The sequence below is a fragment of the Sphingomonas phyllosphaerae 5.2 genome, from assembly GCF_000419605.1.
GTDB classification, from domain to species: Bacteria; Pseudomonadota; Alphaproteobacteria; order Sphingomonadales; family Sphingomonadaceae; genus Sphingomonas; species Sphingomonas phyllosphaerae_B.
Genome location: NZ_ATTI01000001.1, coordinates 2,626,084 through 2,650,444, shown reverse-complemented (window position 1 = coordinate 2,650,444; position 24,361 = coordinate 2,626,084). Strand labels below are relative to the sequence as shown.

Here is a 24,361-nt window from a genome sequence, read left to right as displayed (position 1 = left end):
ATGAATAAGGCGGGCGTACCGGATGGTACGCCCGCCCGTATGCGTCAGGCTTACTTGCCGCGCAGGGTGTTCAGGATCGCGATGCCGAGCACGCCGCCGACCGCGGCCGCGGCGAACGGACGCTCGCGCATGAACTGGCGCGCATAATCGATGACCGGACGGATGCTGCTCTCGACGGCATCCTTCGCCTCGCCATAGGTCTTCTGCGCGGTCCCTTGCGCCTGGTCGGCCTTGCCCTCTGCACGCAGCGAATCGTCGCTGAGCGCCTTGCCCAGGCCGTCCTTCAGCTTCCCGCCCAGATCGGTGGTCGAGCCCGTCAGCGTGTCGGTGTTCATCGCAAGTCTCCTTTGCGGGTCAGGCTGCGCGGCAGGCCAGCCCCGACGCGCGTTCGCGGTGCACAACCGGGCGCGTGGCGCTTCGTTCCCCGGCGGGTGGCCGGTTCGGCTTTGCGGGCTTGGCGTCGTGGCTTGGCGTATGGATCAGGAGAAGCGCGGCCTCGGCTCACGCCGGCGTGGCGATACGGGGCGTGATCGGGCGCGCTCTGGACCGGTAACGCGCCCTTTCGCGTCACACTGGTGACGTTGCGAGAGGCGTTCTGGCGTCGACGCTCCGCGCGGATGCGGCTTCGTTGAGGTGAGCTTCGAGTTCGGCGGCGCGATGGTGCGACGTGTGCTCGGCGAGCACGCGCACGCGTCCGGCAGCCCCGATCGCATCGAGATCGGGGCGGGCGAGCGCCGCCGCGACATCGTCGGCGGTGTCGGCAAGCAGGATTTCGCGGTCGGGCACGAGCAGTTCGTCGATGCCGGGCCAGCGATCCGACACGATCGGCGTACCGCACGCCGTCGCCTCGAAAAGGCGCACCGAGGGCGACCAGCCTGCCGCGATCATGTCGGCGCGGGTGACGTTGAGCGTGGCGCGGCTAGCCGAGTAGAAGTCGGCGTGGTCGGCCGGGCCGAGGTGCTCGATCCGCTCGACATTGGCAGGCCAGTCGATCGTGGCGGGGTATTGCGGGCCGGCGACGACGAAGCGCTTGTCGGGACGGCGACGTGCCGGCTCGATCAACAGGCGTTCGAGGGTCGGCTGGCGATCGTCGCTGTAGGTGCCGAGATACGAGAGGTCCCAGCGCTTCGCCGCGCCGGTCGGGCGGTAGCGATCAGCATCGACCGAGCAATAGAGTGCACGCGCGGCGGGGGCGGCATACCGCTCCTCGATCAACCGCAACGTCGGCCCGCCGGTGAACGAGCAATAGACGTCATAGCCGGGGATCACCTCGGGCGAGACATAGTCGCACGCGCCGCGCGCCAGCTTCGCGAGCGTGACGGGGGTGTCGATGTCGTAGAAGGCGGTGGTGCCGCGCGCCCACGCCTGCACGGTCCGCGCGACATCGACGCCGTCCGGGACGTAGGAGCCGACCATCACCGCATCGGCCTGCTCGATCTCGGTCCGCCACTCCGCGAGTGCGGCGAGGCTGTCGTAGAGCGCGAGACGGCAATAATCGGGATCCGGCTCGTCGCGGTGTGCGGCGTACCAGGGCATGTCACGTTCGAGGAACAGCACGTCGTGGCCGCGTGCGGCAAAGGCGCGAAGCAGCGCACGGAACGTGGTGGCGTGGCCATTGCCCCAGCTGGAGCTGAGCGAGAGACCGAGGACGACGAGCTTCATCACGCCGCCTCGCGCTGACGGGCGGCGTGCGCCTTGAAGAGCGTGTCGACCTGCGCGCCGCGCAGATCGTAGGTGTGCTCGGCGAGCACGCGCTTCAGCGCGGCCTTGCCGATCGCCTGCGCACGGTCGCTGGTGAGGGCGGCGAGATGGTCGGCGACATCCTGCCCATCGCGCGCGACCAACACTTCATGGTCGGGGGTGAGGAACAGCTCGATCCCTTCCCATGCGTCGGTGATGAGGCAGGCGGCGGCGCCGGCCGCCTCGAACACGCGGGTGGCGGGGGAGAAGCCGATGTGCGCCATCGAATCGCGCGCGACGTTGAGGACGGCGCGGGGCGTGCAGTTGAAGGCGTTGTGCTCGGCAGTGAAGACATGGCCACGGTGGCGCACATTCTCCGGCATCGCCTTGGAGTCCCAGCCGTTGCCCCCGATCAAAAAGCGTTGTCCGGGTAGCAGCGCGGCCGGGCGGAGGAAGAACTCCTCGACGCGCGCCTCGCGGTCGGGAAGGCGATTGCCGAGGAAGGCAAGGTCGCAGGCGAAGCGATCGTCGGCCGGCACGGGGTGGTGGGTCTGCGGGTCCAGGGCATTGTAGACCGGCACGCATTCCGCGGCGCCGAACGCGCGATACGCATCGACGACGGGATCGCCGCCGCCATAGGTGAGCACCATGTCGAGATGCGGGAGTGCGGCGCGCACGGGATGATCGGGATCGGCGCGCATTTCGTCGAGCGTGGCGGCGGCGTCGACATCCCAGAAGATCTTCAGCGCGTCAGGGCGCGCATGCGCGATGATGCCATCGAGCAACTCGCGATCGAAGACACCGACGCCGTTCGCCTTTACGACGATATCGGCCTTCGCCGCCTCCGCCAGCACATCGTTCAAGGCGTCGTGCGTCGCGGGATAGACGACGACCTTGGCATAAGCGGGCGGATCGATGTCGCGATGCTGCTGCCGTTCGAAGGCGTCGGGTTCGTAGAAGGTGATGTCATAGCCGCGCTCGCCGAGCGCGCGCAGGATACCGCGGTAATAGGTCGCAGCACCATTCCAGTACGATGACAGCAGGCTGGATCCGTAGAAGGCGATCTTCACGCTGGCATGCTCCGTGGATGCGAGTGGGTGTCGAGCGTGGCGAGGATCGCCAGCAGCTCGTCGACGCGGTGCGCACAGGTGTGGCGCGCGCGAATGGTTTCCAGGCCGGCAGCGGCGAGCGAGGCCCGCAAGGACGGGTCGTGGCGCAGGTCGTTGAGGACGCTGGTCATTTCCGTAGGCGACCGTGCGAAGAGGAAGTCTGTGCCGGGACGGAAGAGATGCTCGGCATCGTCCCATGGCGCGGAAGCGAGGGGGAGCCCGCAGGCAAGCGCCTCGAACACGCGGATCGTGGGAATGCCGGGCAGGATCGTCGTGTAATATCGGCGCGGGACGTGGACGGTGGCGAGTGCGTTCGCAAAGATCGCCGGCGCCGCCGCGTTGGGTGCCCAGCCGTGATAGCGTGCGCCGTAACCGGCGAGCATCGCTTTGGCTTCATCGGGATAACGGACGCCATAGATATCGAGTGACAGGCTGGCGTCGCGGGCAGGGGCGAGGAGATAATCCTCGATTTCGGCGGTGCGTTCGCCGTCGCCCCAGTTGCCGATCCAGACCAGCCCTTCGCGGTCGCCCTCCACCGGGAAAAAGCGGCGGGTGTCGGCGGCTTCGTGCCAGGTCCACACGCGATCGCCCCAGCCCCAGTCGCGGTAGACGCGCGAAAGCGTCTCGCCGAACGCGAGCACGCCGTCATAGCCGTCAAGGTCGTAGGCGCGCATCTCTTCGGGCGCGCTGACGGCGCGATGGTGGGTATCGTGGAAAAACAACGTGTAGGGCGCGCCTTGCCGGCGGAGCTTGCCAAGGTCGGCGACCAGATCGTGCGCGTTCCATTCGTGGACGATCACGACGTCGGCGCCGTCGACCAGTTCGGTCAGGTCGGCACCGGGGCCAAATGTTCGCGAGGACAGCTCGGGGTAGGCCGTCCTGTAGGCGTCCAATCCTGCCTCGCCATTGTCGGACAGGAGGTTCTGCAGGCTCCACGCGTTCGCGGGCTCGTAGACCCGCACGTCGTGGCCGCGCCCGATCAGTTCGGACAGCACGCCGCGCAGGAAGTGCGCGTTGCCGTGGTTCCAGCACGAGGCGAGGCTGTGGGTGAAATACACGAACCTCATGCGGCGACCCGTGCGCCACTGCCGAGCGCGCTTTCGAAGACGGCGAGCATGGCGCGCGTGACGTGCGCTGGCGCATAGTCGAGTGCGCGGGTGCGGGCGCGCGCCCCGCTGGCCATGCGGCGATCTGGATCGGCGGCGAGGTCGGTTATCGCATGAGCGAAAGCGGCGGCATCGTCCGGGGCGACGAACGTGGCGGCACCGTCCCATAACTCGCGGAAAGTGGGAATGTCGGCGAGCACCAAAGCGCAGCCGGTCAGCGCGGCTTCGAGCACGGCGAGACCGAACGGTTCGTAGCGCGCCGCCGACGCGAAGATCGGGCGCGTGGCGAGACGTTCGGCGACGGCATCGTCGTTCAGATGGCCGAGCAGGTTGAGGTGCGCGAGCTCGACACGTTCGTGATGCGGGCCGTGCGCGGCACCGGCGGCATCGAACGGGAGCGTCATCAGCGCGGCGGCGCGGTCGAGCGTGGCGACGTTCTTCGCGCGATCCCACAAGCGGCCGGCGGTAAAGGCGCGGTCGCCGAGCGGGCCGATCGCCGCGGGTAACGCGCGGCCGTTGTGGATCGCGTGCGGCGCGGCCGGCAATGCGTAAAGGCGCTGGACGGTGGCAGCGAAGGCGCGGGACGGGCAGACGATCGCGTCGGCGCGGGCGAGGCCGCGCGCGGTGAGGTCACGCTGCCAGGCGAGGCCGGGGGGCAACGGGCCGGTCTCGACCGCATCCCACCAGCTGGCGACGCAGCTGTGGACAACCGCGACGACAGGCATCGCGAACTCCGCGATGGCGAGCGCGGGCTGGTTGAGCTGGACGAGATCGGCGCGGCGGGCGCGTGCGATCCGGGCGACCGCGTCGGCAGCCGCGACCACTGCGGCGGCATCGGTCGCAAGCCAGTCGAGCGGGAGTGCGGTGTCGATCAACGTGACGCCGGCCGCCTCGGCCTGCGCATGATGCGCCGCGGACGGAGGCGGGCCGAGCGTGGCGAGATCGACCGACCAGCCGGCGCGGACGAGATCGGAGGCAAGGCCGATGGCATATTGCCAGACGCCGCCGATCGCGTCGGCGGTCATCACCAGCCGTCGTGTCACGCAGCCGCCTCGATCGCCGGTGCGGCGCGCTCGCGTTCCAGCCAGTCGGCGAGCGCTCCCACGCCCTCACGCCAGTCACGGCGCTCGGGGAGCGCCAGTGCGGACTGCGCAGCCCGCGCGTCGGCGACGAAATAGCGCTGATCGCCGGCGCGCCAGCCGGAATAGCGGACATCGACCACGCGGCCGGTGAGCGTCGCAATATGCGCGAGTAATTGCCGCAGGCTGACGGCATTGGCCGGGCCGCCGCCAAGGTTGAAGGCGCGGCCGGCGACGTCGTCGATGCGCTGCCACGCGGCGACATAGGCGTTCACCGCGTCCTTGACGTCGAGCACGTCGCGAACCTGATGGCCGTCGCCGTAGAGCGTGATCGGCTCACCGTTCAGCGCGCGGATCAGGAAATGCGCGACCCAGCCCTGATCCTCGGTGCCCATCTGCCGCTGGCCATAGATGCAGCTCATGCGGAAGACGCAGGTCTTGAGCCCGAAGCTGCGCGCGTAATCGAGGACATATTGGTCGGCGGCGCCCTTCGACACGCCGTACGGCGTGTGGAAGTCGAGCGGGCGCGCCTCGCCGATGCCATGCGCGCGGACGTGCGCGTCGACAGGGCGATAGGCTTCATCCTCCAGCGCGAAGTCCAGGTCGCCGAGATCGCCATACACCTTGTTGGTGGAGGCGAAGATCAGCGGCACCTGCGGTGCGCGCGTGCGCAGCGCCTCCAGCAGCTGGAACGTGGCGGTGATGTTGGTGGTGAAATCGTCGGCGGGATCATCGAGGCTGGTCGTCACCGCGACCTGTGCCGCGAAGTGGAACACTGCCCTGGCCTGCGCGACTTCGTCGGCGAGCCGTGCGGCATCGCGGATGTCGGCGTGGACGAAGCGGATCCGGGCGCCGTGCCGGCGGCGGAGCCATTCGAGGTTCCGCTCCACGCCGGCGCGGGCGAGCGCGTCGTAGACCACGACATCATGCCCTTCGCCCGCCAGCCGATCGGCCAGGTTGGACCCGATGAAGCCGGCGCCGCCGGTGACCAGCACCGCTCCCGTCATGCGACCAGTCCGCGCCGCTCGAGCTCGGCGCGCATCGTGGCCACCTTGTCCTCGGCGGTCTGCTGCGCGACCCATTCGGCGAGTTCGGCAAGCCCCGCGGTGAAATCCTGCGTGGCGCGGAAATCGAGCCGGTCCTGCGCGAGCGTGGTGTCGCAGAAGCAGTGGCGGATGTCGCCGATCCGCGCCTTGCCGACGATCTCCGGCTGGAGATCGTTCTTGCCCATCGCGACGGCCAGTTCGGTCGCGATCTCGCGCACCGAGCGGTCATGCCCCGAACCGATGTTGAAGGTGCCGCCGACGGCCTGCGGCAGGACCAGCGCATCGGCGAAGGCGCGCGCGACGTCGGTGACGTGGACGAAGTCGCGGCGCTGCTCGCCATCCTCGAAGATCATCGGCTGCTGCCCGTTGAGCAGCCGCGACGCGAAGATCGCGAGCACGCCGGTGTAGGGGTTGGAAAGCGCCTGACCGGGGCCATAGACGTTGAACAGCCGCAGGCAGACCCCCTCGATCCCGTATGGGGCGGCCATGATGTGGGTGGTGCGCTCCTGCACATATTTGTTGAGCGCGTAGATCGAGGCGAGGTTCGGCTGCTTCCACTCCGGGGTGGCGACCGGGGTGAGCGGGCGGCCCTGCGCGTCGACCGGCTCCCAGTTGCTCAGGCCGTCGCGCAGGCCCTTGCGCTCGGCATCCTGCACCATGTTCCCGTCGGCGTCGCGGTACAGCCCCTCGCCGTAGATCGACATCGACGACGCGGTGACGACGCGGCGCACCGGCTTGTCGATCAGCTTCTCGAAGAGGACGGCGGTGCCGACGTCGTTGGTGGAGGTATAGCGCTCGACCTCGTACATCGACTGGCCGACGCCAACCTCTGCCGCGAGGTGGATCACGCTGTCGACGCCGTCGAGCGCCTTGGAGACGACGTCGCCGTTGCGCACGTCGCCACGGATCAGCTCGACTTCGTCGTTGAGGAGCGGCGGGCGCTCGCAATCGCCGTGCACCTGCTCGATCAGGCTGTCGAGAACGCGGACCTTGTTGCCACGCGACAGCAGTTCATCGGCGACGAACCGGCCGATGAATCCGGCCCCGCCGGTGATGAGAATGGTTTCCAAGCTGGTCCCTCCCGCAGCGTGATTGATTTCGATCAATGACACGCGCGTGCATTGCTGGTTGATTACGGGAGGAACAACATCTTCTACTTACCCTTGTTCCCTAAATTGTTGTCCGAACGTAATATTGTCGACATGTTCCGAGCAATTGATCTAGGTCAGTCGCGATGAGTCGCTATGTCCTGCTTGCCCGGCACGGGCACCATGGCGAAGTCGGCCACGTACTGAGTGGGCGATCGGCGATCGCGCTCGATGCGCAGGGTCATGCGGAAGCGGCGGCGCTGGCGCGGCATCTTGCGGGACAGGCCGTGACGCGCCTGTGTGCGAGCCCCCGAACCCGGACGCAGCAGACGGCAGCCGCGGTGGCGGCGACGCACCGCATCGCCGTGGAGACGATCGCGGCGCTGGACGAGGTGGACTTTGGGCGCTTCACCGGCGTGTCGTTCGAGGCGCTGGCGGACGATCCCGATTGGCGGCGGTGGAACGAGGCGCGCGGCGAGGCGCGTTGCCCCGGCGGCGAGACGATGGCCGAGGCGGTGGCGCGTGCGGTGGGGTTCGTGAGCGCTGCGGGGGACGGGGTAACGGTGTGCGTGTCGCATTGCGACGTGATCCGCGGGGTGGTGGCGCATTATCTTGGACTACCGCTGGCGCGCATCTTCTCGCTGGGGTGCGATCCGGGCTCCGTGACGACGTTGCGGCTCGAAGGGAAGGGGGCGGTGTTGGTGTCGCTGAACGAGCGGCCTCTGCTGGACCGGGGTGACGGCCTCCGACGGGGATAACCGAGTTGCCGTCGGCGGTGACGGTTCATGCGTCAGGCGATGTCGGCGTAGCTCTTCTCCTCGATCAGGTCGGATTCCAGCGCAAGGTTGATCTCGCGCTTCAGCGCGGCGCGTTCGTCGTTCTTGACGTAGACCGCGCGGGCGAGACGGACGAACTCGCCGCCGAAGGTGCGCGCGGCTTCCTGCCGGCGGATCGCGTCCTCGATCTCCCACAGGTCTTCGTTGACCGATTTCAGGCGTCCGAACAGCGCGGCGACAGGCGCGCGGCCGAGCACGCCCGCCCCGATGCGCGCCAGCAGCGAATGCTCGCGGCTGACGTTGGCGCGCGCCTCGGCGCGGGCGATGCGATGCTGCTTGATCTCCAGGATCGTGATCTTGTCGAGCAACTCACCCCAGGAGACGGGCACCGAGGGACTGGGCAGGCTGGCCATTGAGGTCTCCTTCGAACGTGGCAAGGTCGCGCGCCACGGCGGCGAGCGGGGCGGCCCAGTCGCCGGGAGTCGACTGGGGATAAAGGCGGATGTCGGGATACCAGTCGCTGTCACGCCGTGCGGGATTCCAGCGCCAGTCGGGTTCGGTCTTGAGCAGCAGCCACGTCGGGCGGCCCAATGCGCCCGCAAGGTGCGCGATCATCGTGTCGACCGTGACGACCAGTGCGCAGCCGGCGACCAGCGCGGCGGTGGCGGGAAGGTCGAACGGGCAGCCCTCCGGGTTGAGGACCGGGAGCGTGGTGGGGGCGCTGACCAGCGAGAGGCAGTGGTGGGCACTAGCGAGCGGGAGCAGCAACGCCTCCGGCACCCAGCGCTTCGTGTCCCAGTCACCGGCCTGCCAGCACAGGCCGATGGTGTCGTCGCGGAGCGGAGCGGGCGCGACGGAAAGATAGGAAGAGGCGACATCACCGGGCGCGATGCGCAGCGCGAAAGCGAGCTCGGTGATCTCGATATCGACCTGCGACGGCGGCAGCGGATGCGCGGGATCGAAAGCGGCGAGCGCCACGCCGGGGATGTGAAGCAGGGCATGGAGGCGAGCGGGCGCCTCCAGCACGACCGAGCGCGCGCGGGCGGCGAGCGCAGGAAGGTAGCGTGCGAATTGCAGCGTGTCGCCGAGGCCATGGTAGCAGCGGACGAGTACGTCGCGGTCGTCGAACGTCCGGCCGTCCCACACCCAGCGTTCGTGATAGGGGCGGGCGGGATCGTCGCGCGTTGCAGGATCACGCGCGGCCAGCGTCTCCTGCTCGATCGACCACGCCGTATCGTAGCGCGCGGCGCGCATCGCGTCTGTCCAGTCGGCAATGCTCATCGCGGCGCAAACGCCGGCCCCCCGGCCTGCGGTTCCCGGTAATATATTGAGCGAGATCATAGCCGTGGAACGTGCCAGGCGAAGCATCGTTGATGCTGCGATGAGCATGGGGGCATGATGGCGGAAGAGTTGCGCGCGCGCGTCGAACGGCTCGCGCCGTGGTTTCATAACATCCGCCTGCCGGGCGGGGTCGAGACGGCGCCAGACCATTTCCTGCTCGACTATCCCGCGAACAAGTTCGCCGAGTTCGGCGGGTGCCTGCCGGACGACCTGACCGGCAAGACGGTCCTGGACATCGGGTGCAACGCCGGCTTCTACTCGGTCGAGATGAAGCGGCGCGGCGCGGCGCGGGTGGTCGGGATCGACTGGGACGAACGGTATCTGGCGCAGGCGCGGTTGGCGAGCGAGGCGCTCGGGTTCGGAGACAGCGTCGAATTTCGCAAATTGTCGGTCTACGACGTGGCGCAGCTTGGCGAGCGTTTCGACCTCGTGATCTTCATGGGGGTGCTCTACCATCTGCGACACCCGCTGCTGGCGCTGGACCTGATCCGGGAGCATGTCGCGGGCGACATGATGCTGTTCCAGACGATGCAGCAGGGATCGACCGAAGATGCCGAGGTGCCGGAGGACCATCCGTTCTACGTGCCCGGCACGTGGACCCCGCCCGCCTATTTCAATGCGCCGGAATATCCCAAGATGCATTTCATCGAACGGAAGTTCTCGGGCGACTGGACCAACTGGTGGGCGCCGAACCGCGCGTGTTCCGAGGCGATGCTGCGCGCCGCGGGCTTCACGGTGACCGCGCATCCGCAGGACGACGTCTATCTTTGTCGTATCGCCGACGTGCCCTTCGCAGAGCACGGGCCAGCGGCGGTCTATCCATCCACGGGGGGAATGCGCGCGTGATCGAAGCGGCGATGATCTGGAACGAGCCCAACAACAAGTCGCATTGGGATCCGGAGGTCGACCCCGACTGGTCGCTGTTCGCCGACATGGTGTCGCGCGCTGGCGCGTCGATCGCGGCGGTCAACCCGAACGTCACGCGCGTGCTGGGCGGCATGTCGCCGATCGATCCGCTGTGGGTGAAAAGGCTGGAGGGGCACGGCTGCCTCGACGCGGTCGACGTGATCGCGGTGCACGGCTTCCCGCTGGACTGGAACCTGTGGAGCATCCACGACTGGCCCGCCAAGATCGCCGAGATCGAGGCGGTGACGGACAAGCCGGTGTGGGTGACCGAGGTGGGCGTCGGATCGTTCGGGGCCGAGGAGGTGCAGGTGTTCGGCGTCGAGAAGACCGCCGAGCTGCTGATCGGTCGCGTGCCGCGCATCTACTGGTATTCGCTGTTCGACCTGCCGCAGGAATGGGGCGCGACCACCCGCCACCGCGAGGCGGAGGGATCGAGCTATTACCGGCATTTCTACATGGGGCTGATCCGCGCCGACGGCACGCCCAAGCCGTCGCTCGACAGTTATGCCAAGGTCGCGTCGGAGATGGGGCTGATGCAGTGGTTCCATTATCAGGACCCGCGGCTGGACGATGCGGTCAAGTGGATGCGCCGGCTGGGGACGAAGAAGTTGCGCACCGGGCTGAGCTGGGCCGACAGCTTCCGTCCCGACGCGATCGACTGGTTCGACCGGCAGATGGAAGCGCTGGCCGAGTTCGACACCACGGTGACGTTTTGCTTCACGCCCGAGCATCTCGGCATCCAGCCGCATCACAGCAGCGCGGCGCGCGACCCGCAGGCGTTCGCGGATTTCTGTGCGTGGATGATCGACCGTTACGCGCCGGCCACCGCCGCGCCGAAGGCGGTCACCCCGCAGATTGTCGCGGCGTGACCTGATCGAGGGTGTCCAGCACATCCTCGGCACGGACGTCCTGCTCGATTTCGGCCAGGTCGGCGGGCGGCTCGACGTCGAGCCGCTCGGCGATACGGCGGACCAGGGTGGTCAGGCGGGAGAGTTCGTGTTCGGCCAGCAGGTTGATGTGCAGGTCGAGATCGGCACGGGCCTGCGCCTGCGCCGCCATGCGATTCTGGCTGATGAGGACGAAGGTGGAGAGGAAGATCGCCTCCACCGACGCGATCATCGCCAGCACCACGAACGTCGGATCGAACTTCGGCGCGAGCCACAGGTTCCAGACGATCCAGCCGCCGAAGAAGCACAGATGCAGCAGGACGAACAGCATCGACCCGGTGAAGGCGGTGATGCGGCCGGCCAGCCGTTCCGACCAGGGCGCTTCGGCCTCCACGCGGCGTTGCCGATCGGTCAGCCGATCGATGTTGGCGGCCAGCGCGCCGTTGAGGTCGGTAGAATCATTCATGGAAAGTCAAACGCTTGGACCAGGAAAATGGAAGCATGATGCGCGCGGCGGTGCTGGTGGGGCCGGGACGTTTCGAGATGCAGGATGCCCCCGTGCCGCAACCCGGACCGGGTGAGGTGCGGGTGCGGCTGGAGGGATGCGGCGTATGTGCGTCGAACATCGAGCCATGGGAGGGGCAGCCGTGGTCGACCTATCCCGGCGCGCCCGGCGGGATGGGGCATGAGGGCTGGGGCGTGGTCGACGCGCTGGGCGAGGGCGTGAGCGACGTCGCGGCCGGCGAACGGGTGACGATGATGTCGGAACGCGGATTTGCGCCATATGACGTGGCGACGGTCGACCAGCTGGTGCGCTTGCCCGCCGCGCTGGACGGACAGGCGTTTCCAGGCGAGCCGCTGGCATGTGCGATGAACATCTTCCGCCGCGCCGACGTGCTGCCGGGGCAAACGGTGGCGATCGTCGGCATCGGCTTCCTGGGTGCGGTGCTGACGAAGCTGGCGAGTGACGCGGGTGCGCGGGTGATCGCGATTTCACGGCGGGAGGAATCGCTGGCGCTGGCGCGCGCGAACGGCGCGGCCGAGACGGTGCCGATGGACGATCACTGGGCGATCATCGAGAAGGTGAAGGCGCTGACGGATGGAGCGCTGTGCGAGCGGGTGATCGAGGCGGTGGGCAAGCAGTGGCCGCTGGACCTCGCCTCCGCGATCGTCGGGTTCGGCGGCCGGCTGGTGGTGGCGGGATATCATCAGGACGGTCCGCGGCAGGTGAACATGCAGGACTGGAACTGGAAGGGTATCGACGTGATCAACGCGCACGAACGCGATCCGCGCGTGAACCTGCGGGGGTTGAACGAAGCGGTGGCGGCGGTGGCCGGCGGGCGCGTCGACCTCGCCGCACTGCTGACGCATCGCTTCGCGTTGGCGGAGCTGAATGAGGCGGTAGCCGCCACCCGCGACAAGCCCGCCGGGTTCGTGAAGGCCGTGGTGACGTTCGAGTGATCGGGCCGCGAGTGGAGAATGTGACGCATGACTGAGCGCAAACCGCGCGTCGGCTTCCTCGGCACGGGGTGGATCGGACGGCATCGGATGGCGGCGATGGTGGCGAGCGGCGCCGTCGACGCGGTGGCGGTCGGCGATCCCTCGCCGGAGATGGTGGCGGAGGCGACCGGCGTCGCGCCCGAGGCTGTCGCGTGCGCGTCGCTGGCGGAGATGCTGGCGCTCGGGCTCGACGGCGTGGTGATCGCGACGCCGAGCGCGCTGCACGCCGCGCAGTCGATCGCGGCGCTGGAAGCGGGGGTGGCGGTGTTCTGCCAGAAGCCGTTGGGCCGCGATGCGGCGGAGACCGCAGCGGTGGTCGAGGCGGCGCGGCGGGCCGACCGGCTGCTGGGGGTGGACCTGTCGTATCGCCACACCGCCGGAATGCGCGCGATCGCGCCGCTGGTGCAGGGCGGAGCGCTGGGGCGGGTGTTCGCGATCGATCTGACGTTCCACAATGCGTACGGGCCGGACAAGCCGTGGTTCTACGACCGTGCACAATCGGGCGGCGGGTGCGTCATGGATCTCGGCATCCATCTGGCGGACCTTGCCCTGTGGCTCAATCCCGGTGCGGAGGTCGCCGGGGTGGACGCAGCGCTCTACGCCGCCGGGGGACCGGTCGGGGCCGAGGCGGTCGAGGATTATGCGGCGGCCAGCGTGCGGCTCGACAATGGCGTGACGGTGCGGTTGGCGTGTTCGTGGCGGTTGCACGCCGGGCAGGACGCGGTGATCGAGGCAGCCTTTTACGGCACCGAGGGCGGCGCTGCGCTGCGCAACGTCGCGGGATCGTTCTACGATTTTACCGCGGAGCATTTCCGCGGGACGGCGCGTGAGACGCTGGCGGTGCCGCCCGACGATTGGGGCGGGCGTGCCGCGGTCGACTGGGCGACGCGGTTGGCGGGTGGCGCACGGTTCGATGCCGGTGCTGGCGAGCATGTCGCCACGGCGCGGGTGCTGGACGCAATCTATGCGGCGGGGCGGAAGTAGCGGCGCGCGGTTGCCGCACGGGCGAGAAACGGGAGAGCGGTCAGTCCAGCAACGCCAGCGGGAGACGCGGGGCGACGACCTCGCGCAGGACGAAGCCGCTTTCCATCTGCGTGACGCCGGGCAGGCGCGAGAGTTCGTCGCGGTGGATACGCGCGAAATCGGACAGGTCGCGGGCGCGGACGGTGACGAGATAGTCGTAGCTGCCCGACATCAATTCGCAGCGCACCACCGACGGGCTGGCGGCGATCGCCGTTTCGAAGGCATCGAGCACGTCGATCCGCTGGCTCTCCAGCGTCACCTTGATGTGGACGATCGTCTCGCAACCCAGCTTTGCGAGGTCGAGCCGCGCGGCATAGCCGGTGATGACTCCCGCTTCCTCCAGCGCGCGTTGCCGCCGCGCCACCGCGGTGGCGGAGCGGCCGATCGCCTCGGCGAGCGTGAAGGCGGTGGCCCGCGCATTGTCGAGCAGCAGCGCGATCAGGCGACGGTCGATTCGATCGGGTGCGTAGGGTTTCTGCGTCATCCGCGCGGATCATGCCGGATTGCTGCGTGAAGTCACGCGCGGATCGCGAACTTCGCCCGGTTCCGCCGCGATGGCTGCGCTATGCTGTCGGGCAAGGATAGAGGAGCCTGAACGATGCGCATCGGCGTGCCCAAGGAAATCAAGAACCACGAATATCGTGTCGGCCTGACCCCCGGTGCGGTGCGCGAATATGTCGCACATGGCCATGAGGTGATCGTACAGAGCGGCGCGGGCGCCGGCATCGCCGCCGACGACGATGCATATCGCGCCGCGGGTGCCGGGATCGTCGACAGCGCCGAGGAAGTGTTCGCCACCGCGCAGATGGTGGTGAAGGTGAAGGAGCCGCAGCCGGGCGAATGGGTGCAGCTGCGCGAGGACCAGATCCTGTTCACCTACCTGCACCTCGCACCCGATCCCGAGCAGGCGAAGGGTTTGCAGGCATCCGGCGTGACGGCCGTCGCCTATGAGACGGTGACCGATGCGCGCGGGCATCTGCCGCTGCTGGCGCCGATGAGCGAAGTGGCCGGGCGACTGTCGATCGAGGCGGCCGGTACCGCGCTGAAGGCGGTCAATGGCGGTCGTGGCGTGCTGATCGGTGGCGTGCCCGGCGTGCAGCCGGCGCGGATCGTGGTGCTGGGTGGCGGCGTGGTCGGCACGCATGCGGCGCGCATGGCGGTCGGGCTGGGCGCGGAAGTGACGATCATCGACCGCTCGATCCCGCGGCTGCGCGAACTGGACGAGCTGTTCCAGGGCCGGGTGCGCACACGCGTGTCGACGCTGGAATCGATCGAGCACGAGATTTCGGAGGCCGATGCGGTGATCGGCGCGGTGCTGATCCCCGGTGCTTCGGCGCCGAAGCTGGTGACGCGCCCGATGCTGAAGCTGATGAAGCCGCGTGCGGTGCTGGTCGACGTGGCAATCGACCAGGGCGGGTGTTTCGAGACCAGCCATGCGACGACCCACGCCGAGCCGACCTATGAGGTGGACGGCGTGATCCATTATTGCGTCGCCAACATGCCGGGTGCGGTGCCGCTGACCAGCAGCCACGCGCTGAACAATGCCACCCTGCCTTACGGGCTGGCGCTGGCCGACCGCGGCTATGCGGCGGCGGAAGCGGACGCCGGTTTGATGGAGGGCGTGAACGTGCGCGGCGGGCGGATCGTCAACACGGTCGTCGCCGAAGCGCTGGGTATCGCCGGCTGACCTTCGGGTCGATCGGGGTTCCGCTATCTGCGAGGGGCAGTTGGCGGAACCCGGATCAGGAATGACGGTCGGGCGCGAGCGCCGGGTTCGTTCGAAGCCCGCTTCGCTGCGCTCGCGTCGATCGTCGGGCTTACTTCTTCTTGCGGGCGCGTTGCGGAGCGGCCGCGGCGGCGGTGTCTTCCTCTTCGTCCGTGTCTTCCTCGCCGGCTTCGGTCAGCGCCTCGCCAAGCGCCTTCAGCTTGTCCTGCGACTTGTCGGCCTTGTCGGCGATCTTTGTCGTCGCCGCGCCGAGCCGGTGCAGCAGGGCGTGAACGCGGTCCGCATCGGGCGCATCCTTTTCCAGCTGCTTGCGGAGCGAGCCGAGATCGCGAAGAATCCCCTTCGCGCCGGGAACGTCGGTTTCGGCGAGGGCGGCTTCCCAATCTTCGATCATGTCGGCGCCCTTGGCGGGCTTGGTGGCATCGAGACCGCGGTTGATCGCGTTCATCGTTCCGGCAAACTTGACGGCCATCAACATCTTCCTTTGTCAGGGAAAAGTCCCGTGCCGCGAACGAGGCGCGAACAAGCTTGTGTCCCTGACGCAGATCAAGTGTGCGATTAAACAGCACCGCGGCCGAAACGACCGTCGCGCATGTGTCAATGCCGTGGCGTTTGCGTGACGGCAGCCGTCACCCAATCGTCGTCACCCTGACACCTGCCCGTCGCACAAGGTTCGCCGTCCCGGGCTGGAGCGGCCCTTTGGCAAAGGTGTGCGGCGGGAATGACAGCGACGATGACGACGGCCGGCGTGGCGCAGGCATATGACCGTTGGGCACCGGTCTACGATCTGGTGTTCGGCCCGGTGTTCCGGCAGGGGCGCGCGGCGGCGATCCGCGCCGCCGACCAGATCGGCGGACGCATCCTGGAGGTGGGCGTGGGCACGGGCATTTCGCTGCCCGGCTACGCCCCGACCAGCCGGGTGACCGGCGTGGATATTTCCGAGGACATGCTCGACAAGGCACGGGCGCGGGCGCGGCGACTGAACCTGCCCAATGTCGATGCGATCCGCGTCGGCGATGCGGAGGCGCTGGATTTCGCCGATGAGTCGTTCGACGTCGTCGTCGCGCAATATGTCGTCAGCGCGGTCGCGAACCCCTGCCGCGCGCTGGACGAGTTCGCGCGCGTGTGCCGCCCGGGCGGTGAGATCGTGATCACGACCCGCGTCGGCGCCGAGCAGGGCCTGCGCGGTGGTATCGAGAAGGCGTTGATGCCGGTCACCAAGCGGCTTGGCTTCCGCACCGATTTTCCGTTCGCGCTGTATACCGACTGGATCGCGACACGCACCGACGTGCGGCTGGCCGAATGCCGCTCGATCCCCCCGCTGGGCCACTTCTCGCTGGTCCGTATCGCCAAGGAGAAGGCATGATGCCGCAGCTTCGCAAGCTCCGTTTCGTCGACGAGCAAGGCAATCCGGGTTTTCGTGCACAGTTGAAGGAGCAGCGCTGGGACGATCACCGCTTCTATCACCACGACCTGATCAACCAAAGCCTGCACTTCGTCAGCGCATGCACGTTCATCACTGCTTATGCGCTGCTGTTCGTCGATGCTGCGCTGGCCAGCTTGCTGGCGTGGGGTGTTGCGATGACCAGCCGGCAAGCCGGGCATTTCTTCTTCGAACCGCGCGACTATGACGAAGAGAATGGCGTGAGCCACGCGTATAAGGAAGAGGTTAAGGTCGGCTACAACCTGATGCGCAAGTACGTGCTGATGGGGCTGTGGCTGGCGATCCCGGTGGTGCTGGTGGTGTCGCCGACCTTGTTCGGGCTGCTCGATCGACCGGAAGGGGCGATGGGCTTCCTGCGGCATGTCGGCTTCGGCTGGTTGTTCTTCGGTGTGTCGGCGCTCCTGTTTCGCGTCGCGCAATTGTGGATCGAGCGCGATCTGGAGACGGGAATCGTGTGGGCGACGAAGATCGTCACCGATCCGTTCAGCGACTTCCGCCTGTATCGCAGCGCGCCGGCGCGATTGCTGAAGCACGGGCGGAGCGACGATAGCCACGCCGCGGCGTGAAGCGCAGGGCACAGCTCCGCTTTCGGTCGAACCGCTTCGGTCGGCATTCCCGCAGAGGCGAGGGCCGGCCGCGCGGGGGCGGTCGAGGATCGGCCTGACGCCGCGACAACGACGCGCTCCGGCTGCAGCGATCCGGACTTTGGCGCCTCGGCCGTGCCGGAGTGACGGTGCGGACGAGGCGTAGCGGGCGGCGCCGTCAGCCGCCGCGCAGCCGCGCCGCGAGCGATTCCTTGAGCGCCTGTCGCTTCAGTTGCTTGTTGGTCGCAGCGGGACCGTCCCACCAGCCGTCCGCCATCATCCGGCGACCCGCCGCCACGATGCGGGTGAGGATGTCGTCGAACAGCGTCTCATCGATATCGAGGCTGAAGATCAGCCGCCCGGTGCCGACCCAGGACAGCGCCAGCCCCTCGGCGCGGAGGTAATATTGCAGCATCCAGTTATAGCGCGACGGGTGGATGTAGAGAAGCGTCCAGACCGTTTCGAGATGCGCGACCGTCACCGGCACGCTTGCCGCGGCGAGTGCCGCGTTGAGGCGGGCGGCACGCGCATCCCAACGCGCCGTCATGCCGTCGTACATCGCGGCGACTTCCGGCGTATCGAGGCGGCGCAGGAAGGCATCCGTCCCGGCCATCACATAAGGGTGCGCGTTGAAAGTGCCACGCGCGAAGCAGATGTCGACCGGGCGATCGTCGCGCCAGCGCTTCATCAGTGCGGCACGGCCGGTGAGCACGCCGATCGGCAGCCCGCCGCCCAGCGTCTTGCCCCAGACGATCATGTCGGGCGTCATGCCCCAACGGCGTGCGACGCTGCCTGGCGCAAGACGAAAGCCCATGAACACCTCGTCGAAGATCAGCACGATGCCGTTGCTGCGGCACGTTTCGGCGAGGCGGGAGAGCCATGCGACATAGGTGGGCAGGTCGGCGCCGGCGCTGCGCGCGCTGTCGACCAGTTGACTGTCGGACGGCGCGCCGCCGTTGGGATGGAGCGCTTGCAAAGGGTTGACCAGCACGCAGGCAATGTCCTTGCGCGTGGCGAGCACGGCCAGCGTCTGTTCGGACTGATCGGCAAGCGTCAGCGTGTGGTCGGCGGGGACGGGATTACCGATACCGGGCTGAACGTCACCCCACCAGCCGTGGTAGGCGCCAGCGAACCGCACCAGCCGACGCTTGCCGGTGTGGTAACGCGCGAGGCGCACCGCCTGCATCACCGCCTCGGTGCCCGACATGTGGAACGATACCTCGTCCAGCCCGGAAAGATCGCGCAGGCGGCGAACGTTGTCTGCGACGACCGGATGGTAGCTGCCGAGTACGCCACCGAGCGGCTCGGCGATGTCGAGCGCCTCGCGCATCGTCGCCTTGTAGAAGTCGTTGCCGAACAGGTTGACGCCGTAGCTGCCGGTCAGGTCGATGAAGCGATTGCCGTCGAGGTCGGTCAGCCATGCACCATCGGCGCGCGCCATGAACGCGCCGACCGGCAGGTGCTCGCGCACCATGGCGGCGAACGGGAAGGGCACGCGGTAGCGGCCGGTGAATTGCAGGTCGGACAGGCCGGTGCGCGTCTCGGCGGTGAGCGCCAGCGTTTTCGGGAAGCGCCGGGCATAAAGGGCGGCCAGTCGCTCGAACCCCGCGCGGCGGCGGGCGGCGGTGGCAGCATCGCAATCGTCGGCGTGGAAGAAGTGCTCCTCGACATGCGCGTAATAGGGAATTTGCGCGGCGACCCGTTTGGCCATGCGGACGTGTCCGCCGGGGCCGGGGTGCTTGGCGCGCGAGAGCGCAACCCGCTCCCGGCCCTTCGTCGCGGCGAACAGGGTGCCGGCGACGAGCCCGGCGATGGCGGCGAGGGTCTTTTTCTCCATGGCGCCACTACGCGCGCCGCGATGACGCAGGTGTGACAATGCGGAACGGACTGATGCGAATGCTGATGCAGGAGGACCTGAACTTCCTGCTGACCAATCGCCTGCCGCGGCGCTGGGCGACGACGATGGTAGGAAAGGTTGCGGCGATCGAGCATCCCCTGGTCGCGAAGCCGGCGCTGGCGGCGTGGCGGTTCTTCTGCGACGTCGACCTTTCGGATGCGGAGACGACGCGCTTCGCAAGCCTGCGCGCAGGGTTCGTCCGGCGGCTGCGCGACGGCGCGCGCGCGTTCGCGCCCGGTGTCGGCGTGGTGGCGAGCCCGTGCGACGCGATCGTCGGCGCGCATGGGCGGGTCGAGGATGGACTGCTCTATCAGGTGAAGGGCTTCCCGTATCGGCTCGAAGAACTGGTGCCCGACACCGGTGTCGCGACACGGTTTGCGAACGGCTGGTTCGTGACGCTGCGGCTGACGGCGGGGATGTATCACCGTTTCCACGCGCCGGCCGACCTTACGGTGGAGGGCGTGACCTATCAGTCGGGGGATTGCTGGAACGTCAATCCGATCGCGTTGAAGCGCGTCGAGCGCTTGTTCTGCCGCAACGAGCGCGCGGTGATCGAGGCGCGCGGCGCCGAGGGCCGCGAGATGTTGCTGGTGCCGGTTGCAGCGATCCTGGTGGCGAGCATCCGGCTGACTTTCCTCGACACCGAACGGACGTTGCGCGAGCGCGGGCCGGGGCGGCGCGCCTGTGATGTTACGGTCGCGAAGGGTACGGAGCTGGGGTGGTTCGAGCATGGCTCGACGATCGTGCTGTTCCTGCCCGCGGCAGCGCGGCTGTGTGAGGCGCTGCGCGACGGGCAGCCGATCCGCGCGGGCGAGGCGATCGCCCGTTGGTGAGCCTGCGTCGTCGCCGGGGTCGCTCCGTTCACGATGATGCCCGACGGCGGTTCGCGTCAGGCGGCGGGCAGGGTCAGCGTGACCAGCAGGCCGTGCGGCGGGTGCTCGCCGAGCGTGAGCGTACCGCCGTAGAGCGCGGTCAGCTCGGCGACGATCGACAGACCGAAGCCGTGTCCGTCGCCGCGCTCATCCAGGCGGGTGCCGGCGTGAAGCACCTGCGCGCGGTGTGTCGCGGGGATGCCGGGGCCGTCGTCGGCGATGGTGAGGCGGACGTGGCGCCCGTCGCGACGGGCGGTGATCGCGATCCGTGATGTGGCGTGGCGGGCGGCGTTATCGAGCAGGTTGCCGAGCAGTTCGTCGACGTCCTGCGCATCAACGGCGACCGCCACGTCGGCGATGTCGCACTGCACGGCCAGCGGCGTGCCGGCGTGAAGCCGCTGCACCACGGCAACGATGTCGGCGAGCGCGGGGGCGAGCGGCGTGGCGACACGGCGATTGATCGCGGTGGCGCGCGCGCGGGCGAGGTGGTGACGGATCGTGTGGTCGATTCGCGCGACGGCGGCGGCGTGGCGGGGCTGGTCGCGCAGGTCGACCGCGAGCGCGGCGACAGGGGTCTTGAGTGCGTGCGCCAGGTTGGCAGCTGCGCCGCGTGCGGCGGCAAGCGCGGCCTCGCTGTCGGCGGCGAGTGCATTGAGTTCGGCGGCGAGCGGCTGGAGCTCGGCGGGCTGCTCCTCGTCGACGCGCGCGCGTGCGCCGCTGCGGATCGCGGCGACCTGTTCCCGGAGCGCGCGCACGGGGCGCAGGCCGATCCGCAGCTGGATCAGCAACGCGGCGGTGAGTAACGCTGCGATCGCGGCGAGCGCGAGCAGCAGCGGGGCAAGCGCGCCTTCGATCGGGCGGGTCAGCACGGCGCGCGGGGCGGCGGCAGTGAGCGTCACCGGGCCGCGGCGTGTCGCGATCCGCACTTCGCGTGCGTGCATCGCGCCGCCGTCCGGCGCTTGGCCGTCGAGCGGACGCGGGGCGTGGCCGGCGCCGCCGGGGGCTGGCGGGGGGGCGGGGGGCGCGGGTGGCGGCGTGGGTGCGCGCGGGGCGGCGAGCTCAACCGCGCCGATCGCACCATCTGGTCCGACGATCCGCCATTGCCACTCGGGGCCGTCGCCGAACGCGACGGCGCGCGCTGCCAGAAGGCCCTGATCGACGTGGCCGTCGCGGTCGATGACCGAGGCGAGCACCAGCAGTTGCGCATCGAGGCGGCGATCGAGCCCCTCGAGAACGAAACGGCCGAGCAACCCGGCCATCACCGCACCGGCGAGCGCCAGTGCAAGCACGGTAGCTGCGGCCGAGATCAACAGCATGCGCGCATATAGCGATCGCGGCACGAGCCGCCTCATAACGGGCACACCAGCCGGTAGCCGCGACCGCGCACCGTCTCGATCAGCGTCGCGCCGATCTTCTTGCGCAACCGGCCGACGATAACCTCGAGGCTGTTCGAATCGACATCGGCATCGCCTTCGTAGACGCGCTCCAGCAAGTCGAGGCGTTCGACCACCGCGTTGCGGCGCAGCATCAGCTGCGACAGCACGCGCCACTCGAACGCGGTGAGGCGGAGCGGCAGGCCGTCGAGTTCGAAGACGCCGGTCTGCGTGTCGAAACCGAGCGGACCACAGGCGAGCCGCGCCTGGCCGTGGCCGGCGGCGCGGCGGACCAGCGCGCGCAGCCGCATCACCAGTTCCTCGACCCGAAACGGCTTGACGAGGAAGTCGTCGGCGCCGGCCTTGAACCCGGCGACCTTGTCCGACCAGCCGTCGCGCGCGGTGAGGATCAGGACCGGCAGGTCGCGCCCGGCGGCGCGCCACGCCTTGAGCACGCCGATGCCGTCGAGGCCGGGCAGGCCAAGGTCGAGCACCGCGGCGTCGAACGCCTCGACTTCGCCCATGTGCGCGGCGTCGACGCCGTTGGTGGCGAGATCGACCGCGAAATTCGCCTCGCGCAGCACGCGGGCGATGCCGGGGCCGAGATCGCGGTCGTCCTCGACCAGCAGGATACGCATCGAGCTTCCTTCGCGCGCGAGGGGAGGTGGGGGCGGGATCGCCCTACGTCCGCAGCCTAAACCGAAACTGAACGATCCGGTTCAGCGCGGGTGGTGGGGGGGCGGGGTAAAAACAGCCCGTCAACCCGAGAGGAATGAGTGATGATGAGTTCGATGATCCCGCAGGTGACGCGCGCGCAGCGCGTCGCATTGGGCGGTGCGATGTTGCTGGCGGTGGGTGCCGCAGGTGGTGCGGGCGCGGTGCAGCTGACGCGACCCACCGTTGTGATGGCGCCCACGGTGCCGACCGCGATCAGCAAGCTGCCCGCCAGCGACGGCATCGTGACGGTGCGCGGGCGTGTCGCGGGAGTCTACGGCAGCCGGTTTCTGGTGGAGGATGCCAGCGGGCGGACGCTGGTCGACGCCGGGCGCGGCGCGGGCACGCTCACGCGGGGCGCGCCGGTAGTGGTGCAGGGGCGCTTCGACGACGGGCAGTTGCGCGCCCGTTTTGTGGTCGATCAGGCCGGTGGCGTACGTGAGGTCGGCGCGCCACCGCCGCCGCGCGGTGCGGGAGCACCGCCTCCGCCTCCGCCGCCGCGGGGTGCAGGTGCGCCGCCGCCGCCGCCGGGTGCCGAGGCACCGCCGCCCCCGCCTGGCGCCGGAGCCCCGCTGCCGCCGGGCGCGGGCGCGCCGCCTCCGCCGTCCGGCGGCGCAGGAGCGCCGCCCGCGCCGAATGGCAACGGGCAAGTGCCCCCGCCGCCGGCTGCGGACCCGCGCCGCTAACGAGGGAGGGGGGCAGCCGGTCGGGCGGCTCCCCTATTTTCGTCAGGCTGTTTCGGGCACCGGCGTCACTACGCGACGTTGGGAGAACCAGCTGGTAAGATTGTCGACCACCAGTTGCCCCATCGCGGCCCGCGTGTGTTCGGACGCGGAGCCGAGGTGCGGCAGCAGGACGACGTTGTCGAGCGCGCGCAATGCTTCGGGTACGTTGGGCTCGTCGGCATAGACGTCCAGCCCGGCGGCCAGGATCGTGCCGGATTGCAGAGCGGCGATCAGCGCGGGTTCGTCGACCACGCTGCCGCGCGCGACGTTTACGAAGATGCCGTCGCGGCCGAGCGCGTCGAGGACGGCGGCGCCGACCAGATGCTGCGTGCTGGCGCTGCCCGGAACGATCGCGATCAGCACGTCACATGCTCCAGCCAGCGCGACCGGGGTGTCGTAATAGGCATAGTCGACGTCGCGCTGGCGCGTACGGCCGTGGTAGGCGATCGCGACGTCGAACGCCTCCAGCCGACGTGCGATCTGCTTGCCGATCGCGCCGAGCCCGATGATGCCCACGGTGCGGCCACGTAGCGTCGGCGACAGCGGGAAAGGTGCGTCCGGCCAGCGGCCGTCGCGAACGTAGCGGTCGGCCTGCGGAAGCCGGCGGATCGTGGCGAGCAGCAGGCCGAGCGTCAGGTCGGCGACCTCGGCATCGAGCACGCCCGGCGTATTGGTGACCATCACCCCGCGTTCCGCAGCGGCGCGCGCGTCGATGTTGTCATAGCCGACGCCGAAGTTGGCGACGATCTCCAGCGCGGGCAGACGATCGAACAAGCCGGCGTCGATGCGGCCGGCGAGCGCGTTCGCGGCGATGCCGCGGATCGCGGCACCGTGACGGGCGAGGAACGCATCGGCGTCCGGCTGCTCCCAAAGGCGGTGCAGCGTGAAGTGGCGGTCGAGTGCGTCGATTACTGTGGCCGGCATCGGCGCGGCCATCAGGATGGGAATGTCGTTCATGCGCGAACCTTCGAGCGGGTTGATGTGACGACCGAGCCGGGTCGACCTCCGCTTCGTCTAGCCTGATCGTCGCGTCGGTTTCAAAGTCGAAACTTCGGCGTTCGGGAGTCCAGCGATCGACATCGATGCGTTCCGGACTACGCGGCGTGGGGATGCGATTGAGGCGCGAGCGACGATGGATGAGAACGACTCAGGCGGGATCGACATGCAGCGCTTCGCGGGTGTGCTCGCCAGAGGAGATGATCCATCTGTTCCAGCGAACCGCGCGCGCACTATAGGGCCGATCTGCTCCCGATGACGGCGCGTGCCGGGCAAACCGTCTCGATGTCGATCGACCCTGGCTTGGAGCCTGCGGGGTGCGGTCGGGCCTCGACATATCTTTGCTGAGGAGAGTTTGGCGGGACTGTCGATCCGACATAGCTGGGCGGTGTGGTGCTGGATCGCGCGACCCGAACCAACAGGGCGCGGCGAGCGGGTCGGCCGAGAGGAACGACTGGCCGATGATCCGTTGTCATTCCCTGCGCGAGA

At 68.7% G+C, this 24,361-nt stretch carries 26 protein-coding genes; 10 read left to right on the top strand and 16 right to left on the bottom strand.

The annotated features are described in order from the left end of the window. Positions 1-50: 50 nt before the first annotated feature. The 7 genes from SPHPHY_RS0112415 to SPHPHY_RS0112385 all read right to left on the bottom strand — a co-directional run bounded on the left by SPHPHY_RS0112415 (position 51) and on the right by SPHPHY_RS0112385 (position 7,090). The gene (locus tag SPHPHY_RS0112415; protein WP_022687011.1) at positions 51-335 is read right to left on the bottom strand and encodes a CsbD family protein; all 285 of its coding nucleotides are present in this window, start codon (positions 333-335) and stop codon (positions 51-53) included. 232 nt (positions 336-567) lie between these two features. Beyond that, positions 568-1,662 (bottom strand): CgeB family protein, encoded by a 1,095-nt coding sequence (locus SPHPHY_RS0112410; protein ID WP_022687010.1) that lies wholly within the window; start codon positions 1,660-1,662, stop codon positions 568-570. After that, positions 1,662-2,750 (bottom strand): CgeB family protein, encoded by a 1,089-nt coding sequence (locus SPHPHY_RS0112405; protein WP_022687009.1) that lies wholly within the window; start codon positions 2,748-2,750, stop codon positions 1,662-1,664. Before SPHPHY_RS0112405 ends, SPHPHY_RS0112410 begins: the two co-directional genes overlap by 1 nt. Then, complete coding sequence (locus SPHPHY_RS0112400) at positions 2,747-3,856, bottom strand: CgeB family protein (RefSeq protein ID WP_022687008.1); 1,110 nt, start codon at positions 3,854-3,856, stop codon at positions 2,747-2,749. The genes SPHPHY_RS0112405 and SPHPHY_RS0112400 overlap by 4 nt, the downstream gene beginning before the upstream one ends. Beyond that, positions 3,853-4,938, bottom strand: coding sequence for a glycosyltransferase family 4 protein (locus tag SPHPHY_RS0112395; RefSeq protein WP_022687007.1), 1,086 nt, complete (start codon positions 4,936-4,938; stop codon positions 3,853-3,855). Before SPHPHY_RS0112395 ends, SPHPHY_RS0112400 begins: the two co-directional genes overlap by 4 nt. Then, positions 4,935-5,981: an SDR family NAD(P)-dependent oxidoreductase gene (locus tag SPHPHY_RS0112390; protein ID WP_022687006.1), complete on the bottom strand. Its 1,047-nt coding sequence runs from the start codon at positions 5,979-5,981 to the stop codon at positions 4,935-4,937. The genes SPHPHY_RS0112395 and SPHPHY_RS0112390 overlap by 4 nt, the downstream gene beginning before the upstream one ends. Continuing rightward, positions 5,978-7,090 (bottom strand): NAD-dependent epimerase/dehydratase family protein, encoded by a 1,113-nt coding sequence (locus SPHPHY_RS0112385; protein WP_022687005.1) that lies wholly within the window; start codon positions 7,088-7,090, stop codon positions 5,978-5,980. Before SPHPHY_RS0112385 ends, SPHPHY_RS0112390 begins: the two co-directional genes overlap by 4 nt. Before the next feature lie 164 nt (positions 7,091-7,254). Between SPHPHY_RS0112385 and SPHPHY_RS20110 the strand changes: the two genes are divergently transcribed. Next, positions 7,255-7,866, top strand: coding sequence for a histidine phosphatase family protein (locus tag SPHPHY_RS20110; RefSeq protein ID WP_022687004.1), 612 nt, complete (start codon positions 7,255-7,257; stop codon positions 7,864-7,866). Between the two features lie 32 nt (positions 7,867-7,898). Here SPHPHY_RS20110 and SPHPHY_RS0112375 read toward each other — a convergent pair whose 3' ends face one another. After that, positions 7,899-8,297 (bottom strand): DUF6165 family protein, encoded by a 399-nt coding sequence (locus SPHPHY_RS0112375; protein WP_022687003.1) that lies wholly within the window; start codon positions 8,295-8,297, stop codon positions 7,899-7,901. After that, complete coding sequence (locus SPHPHY_RS20105; protein WP_022687002.1) at positions 8,254-9,165, bottom strand: glycosyltransferase family 9 protein; 912 nt, start codon at positions 9,163-9,165, stop codon at positions 8,254-8,256. The genes SPHPHY_RS0112375 and SPHPHY_RS20105 overlap by 44 nt, the downstream gene beginning before the upstream one ends. Before the next feature lie 117 nt (positions 9,166-9,282). Here SPHPHY_RS20105 and SPHPHY_RS0112365 point away from each other — a divergent pair, with 117 nt between their 5' ends. Together SPHPHY_RS0112365 and SPHPHY_RS0112360 are read left to right on the top strand one after the other, a co-directional pair. Continuing rightward, entirely contained in the window at positions 9,283-10,071 is a 789-nt protein-coding gene (locus tag SPHPHY_RS0112365; RefSeq protein ID WP_028056861.1) for a TIGR04290 family methyltransferase, read from the top strand. Positions 10,072-10,082: 11 nt separating this feature from the next. Next, complete coding sequence (locus SPHPHY_RS0112360) at positions 10,083-11,000, top strand: glycosyl hydrolase (protein WP_231370416.1); 918 nt, start codon at positions 10,083-10,085, stop codon at positions 10,998-11,000. Here SPHPHY_RS0112360 and SPHPHY_RS0112355 read toward each other — a convergent pair. Then, the gene (locus SPHPHY_RS0112355) at positions 10,975-11,484 is read right to left on the bottom strand and encodes a DUF1003 domain-containing protein (protein ID WP_022686999.1); all 510 of its coding nucleotides are present in this window, start codon (positions 11,482-11,484) and stop codon (positions 10,975-10,977) included. The two genes, SPHPHY_RS0112360 and SPHPHY_RS0112355, sit on opposite strands and share 26 nt — an antisense overlap. 35 nt (positions 11,485-11,519) lie before the next feature. Between SPHPHY_RS0112355 and SPHPHY_RS0112350 the strand changes: the two genes are divergently transcribed. Further along, complete coding sequence (locus SPHPHY_RS0112350; RefSeq protein WP_022686998.1) at positions 11,520-12,479, top strand: MDR/zinc-dependent alcohol dehydrogenase-like family protein; 960 nt, start codon at positions 11,520-11,522, stop codon at positions 12,477-12,479. A 27-nt stretch (positions 12,480-12,506) separates the two neighbouring features. Beyond that, complete coding sequence (locus SPHPHY_RS0112345) at positions 12,507-13,502, top strand: Gfo/Idh/MocA family protein (RefSeq protein WP_022686997.1); 996 nt, start codon at positions 12,507-12,509, stop codon at positions 13,500-13,502. Between the two features lie 40 nt (positions 13,503-13,542). Here SPHPHY_RS0112345 and SPHPHY_RS0112340 read toward each other — a convergent pair whose 3' ends face one another. Further along, entirely contained in the window at positions 13,543-14,025 is a 483-nt protein-coding gene (locus SPHPHY_RS0112340) for an Lrp/AsnC family transcriptional regulator (protein WP_022686996.1), read from the bottom strand. 114 nt (positions 14,026-14,139) lie between these two features. Between SPHPHY_RS0112340 and ald the strand changes: the two genes are divergently transcribed. Next, positions 14,140-15,228 (top strand): alanine dehydrogenase, encoded by a 1,089-nt coding sequence (ald, locus tag SPHPHY_RS0112335; protein WP_022686995.1) that lies wholly within the window; start codon positions 14,140-14,142, stop codon positions 15,226-15,228. A gap of 130 nt (positions 15,229-15,358) precedes the next feature. Here the strand turns inward: ald and SPHPHY_RS0112330 are convergent, their stop codons facing one another. Continuing rightward, positions 15,359-15,739, bottom strand: coding sequence for a hypothetical protein (locus SPHPHY_RS0112330; protein WP_028056859.1), 381 nt, complete (start codon positions 15,737-15,739; stop codon positions 15,359-15,361). A gap of 261 nt (positions 15,740-16,000) precedes the next feature. Here SPHPHY_RS0112330 and SPHPHY_RS0112325 point away from each other — a divergent pair, with 261 nt between their 5' ends. After that, positions 16,001-16,633, top strand: a complete 633-nt coding sequence (locus SPHPHY_RS0112325) for a class I SAM-dependent methyltransferase (protein WP_231370415.1) — start codon at positions 16,001-16,003, stop codon at positions 16,631-16,633. Next, positions 16,630-17,277, top strand: a complete 648-nt coding sequence (locus tag SPHPHY_RS0112320; RefSeq protein WP_231370413.1) for a hypothetical protein — start codon at positions 16,630-16,632, stop codon at positions 17,275-17,277. The genes SPHPHY_RS0112325 and SPHPHY_RS0112320 overlap by 4 nt, the downstream gene beginning before the upstream one ends. Positions 17,278-17,473: 196 nt before the next feature. Here SPHPHY_RS0112320 and SPHPHY_RS0112315 read toward each other — a convergent pair whose 3' ends face one another. After that, positions 17,474-19,132 (bottom strand): aminotransferase class III-fold pyridoxal phosphate-dependent enzyme, encoded by a 1,659-nt coding sequence (locus SPHPHY_RS0112315; RefSeq protein WP_022686991.1) that lies wholly within the window; start codon positions 19,130-19,132, stop codon positions 17,474-17,476. Between the two features lie 53 nt (positions 19,133-19,185). Between SPHPHY_RS0112315 and asd the strand changes: the two genes are divergently transcribed. Beyond that, positions 19,186-20,025 (top strand): archaetidylserine decarboxylase, encoded by an 840-nt coding sequence (gene asd, locus SPHPHY_RS0112310; RefSeq protein ID WP_156025095.1) that lies wholly within the window; start codon positions 19,186-19,188, stop codon positions 20,023-20,025. A 56-nt stretch (positions 20,026-20,081) separates the two neighbouring features. Here asd and SPHPHY_RS0112305 read toward each other — a convergent pair whose 3' ends face one another. Both SPHPHY_RS0112305 and SPHPHY_RS0112300 read right to left on the bottom strand, forming a co-directional pair. Further along, positions 20,082-21,404: a sensor histidine kinase gene (locus SPHPHY_RS0112305; protein ID WP_028056856.1), complete on the bottom strand. Its 1,323-nt coding sequence runs from the start codon at positions 21,402-21,404 to the stop codon at positions 20,082-20,084. An 8-nt stretch (positions 21,405-21,412) separates the two neighbouring features. Continuing rightward, positions 21,413-22,075 (bottom strand): response regulator transcription factor, encoded by a 663-nt coding sequence (locus SPHPHY_RS0112300; RefSeq protein WP_022686986.1) that lies wholly within the window; start codon positions 22,073-22,075, stop codon positions 21,413-21,415. A 141-nt stretch (positions 22,076-22,216) separates the two neighbouring features. On the opposite strand from SPHPHY_RS0112300, the gene SPHPHY_RS22030 reads away from it, so the two are divergent. Further along, entirely contained in the window at positions 22,217-22,837 is a 621-nt protein-coding gene (locus SPHPHY_RS22030; RefSeq protein ID WP_051148316.1) for a hypothetical protein, read from the top strand. 42 nt (positions 22,838-22,879) lie between these two features. On the opposite strand, the gene SPHPHY_RS0112290 is transcribed toward SPHPHY_RS22030, so the two are convergent. Continuing rightward, positions 22,880-23,833 carry a 2-hydroxyacid dehydrogenase gene (locus SPHPHY_RS0112290; RefSeq protein WP_022686984.1) on the bottom strand — a complete coding sequence of 318 codons (954 nt, stop codon included), beginning with the start codon at positions 23,831-23,833 and terminating at the stop codon, positions 22,880-22,882. Positions 23,834-24,361 lie beyond the last annotated feature (528 nt).

Coding starts and splice junctions, on each gene's coding strand:
- SPHPHY_RS0112410 (WP_022687010.1), bottom strand. CDS start 1,662: ATGAAGCTCGTCGTCCTCGGTCTCTCGCTCAGCTCCAGCTGGGGCAAT.
- SPHPHY_RS0112360 (WP_231370416.1), top strand. CDS start 10,083: ATGATCTGGAACGAGCCCAACAACAAGTCGCATTGGGATCCGGAGGTC.
- SPHPHY_RS0112315 (WP_022686991.1), bottom strand. CDS start 19,132: ATGGAGAAAAAGACCCTCGCCGCCATCGCCGGGCTCGTCGCCGGCACC.
- SPHPHY_RS0112340 (WP_022686996.1), bottom strand. CDS start 14,025: ATGACGCAGAAACCCTACGCACCCGATCGAATCGACCGTCGCCTGATC.
- ald (WP_022686995.1), top strand. CDS start 14,140: ATGCGCATCGGCGTGCCCAAGGAAATCAAGAACCACGAATATCGTGTC.
- SPHPHY_RS0112320 (WP_231370413.1), top strand. CDS start 16,630: ATGATGCCGCAGCTTCGCAAGCTCCGTTTCGTCGACGAGCAAGGCAAT.
- SPHPHY_RS0112300 (WP_022686986.1), bottom strand. CDS start 22,075: ATGCGTATCCTGCTGGTCGAGGACGACCGCGATCTCGGCCCCGGCATC.
- SPHPHY_RS0112290 (WP_022686984.1), bottom strand. CDS start 23,833: ATGAACGACATTCCCATCCTGATGGCCGCGCCGATGCCGGCCACAGTA.
- SPHPHY_RS0112345 (WP_022686997.1), top strand. CDS start 12,507: ATGACTGAGCGCAAACCGCGCGTCGGCTTCCTCGGCACGGGGTGGATC.
- asd (WP_156025095.1), top strand. CDS start 19,186: ATGCGAATGCTGATGCAGGAGGACCTGAACTTCCTGCTGACCAATCGC.
- SPHPHY_RS22030 (WP_051148316.1), top strand. CDS start 22,217: ATGATGAGTTCGATGATCCCGCAGGTGACGCGCGCGCAGCGCGTCGCA.
- SPHPHY_RS20105 (WP_022687002.1), bottom strand. CDS start 9,165: ATGAGCATTGCCGACTGGACAGACGCGATGCGCGCCGCGCGCTACGAT.
- SPHPHY_RS0112365 (WP_028056861.1), top strand. CDS start 9,283: ATGGCGGAAGAGTTGCGCGCGCGCGTCGAACGGCTCGCGCCGTGGTTT.
- SPHPHY_RS0112390 (WP_022687006.1), bottom strand. CDS start 5,981: ATGACGGGAGCGGTGCTGGTCACCGGCGGCGCCGGCTTCATCGGGTCC.
- SPHPHY_RS20110 (WP_022687004.1), top strand. CDS start 7,255: ATGAGTCGCTATGTCCTGCTTGCCCGGCACGGGCACCATGGCGAAGTC.
- SPHPHY_RS0112355 (WP_022686999.1), bottom strand. CDS start 11,484: ATGAATGATTCTACCGACCTCAACGGCGCGCTGGCCGCCAACATCGAT.
- SPHPHY_RS0112350 (WP_022686998.1), top strand. CDS start 11,520: ATGATGCGCGCGGCGGTGCTGGTGGGGCCGGGACGTTTCGAGATGCAG.
- SPHPHY_RS0112415 (WP_022687011.1), bottom strand. CDS start 335: ATGAACACCGACACGCTGACGGGCTCGACCACCGATCTGGGCGGGAAG.
- SPHPHY_RS0112330 (WP_028056859.1), bottom strand. CDS start 15,739: ATGGCCGTCAAGTTTGCCGGAACGATGAACGCGATCAACCGCGGTCTC.
- SPHPHY_RS0112375 (WP_022687003.1), bottom strand. CDS start 8,297: ATGGCCAGCCTGCCCAGTCCCTCGGTGCCCGTCTCCTGGGGTGAGTTG.
- SPHPHY_RS0112325 (WP_231370415.1), top strand. CDS start 16,001: ATGACGACGGCCGGCGTGGCGCAGGCATATGACCGTTGGGCACCGGTC.
- SPHPHY_RS0112400 (WP_022687008.1), bottom strand. CDS start 3,856: ATGAGGTTCGTGTATTTCACCCACAGCCTCGCCTCGTGCTGGAACCAC.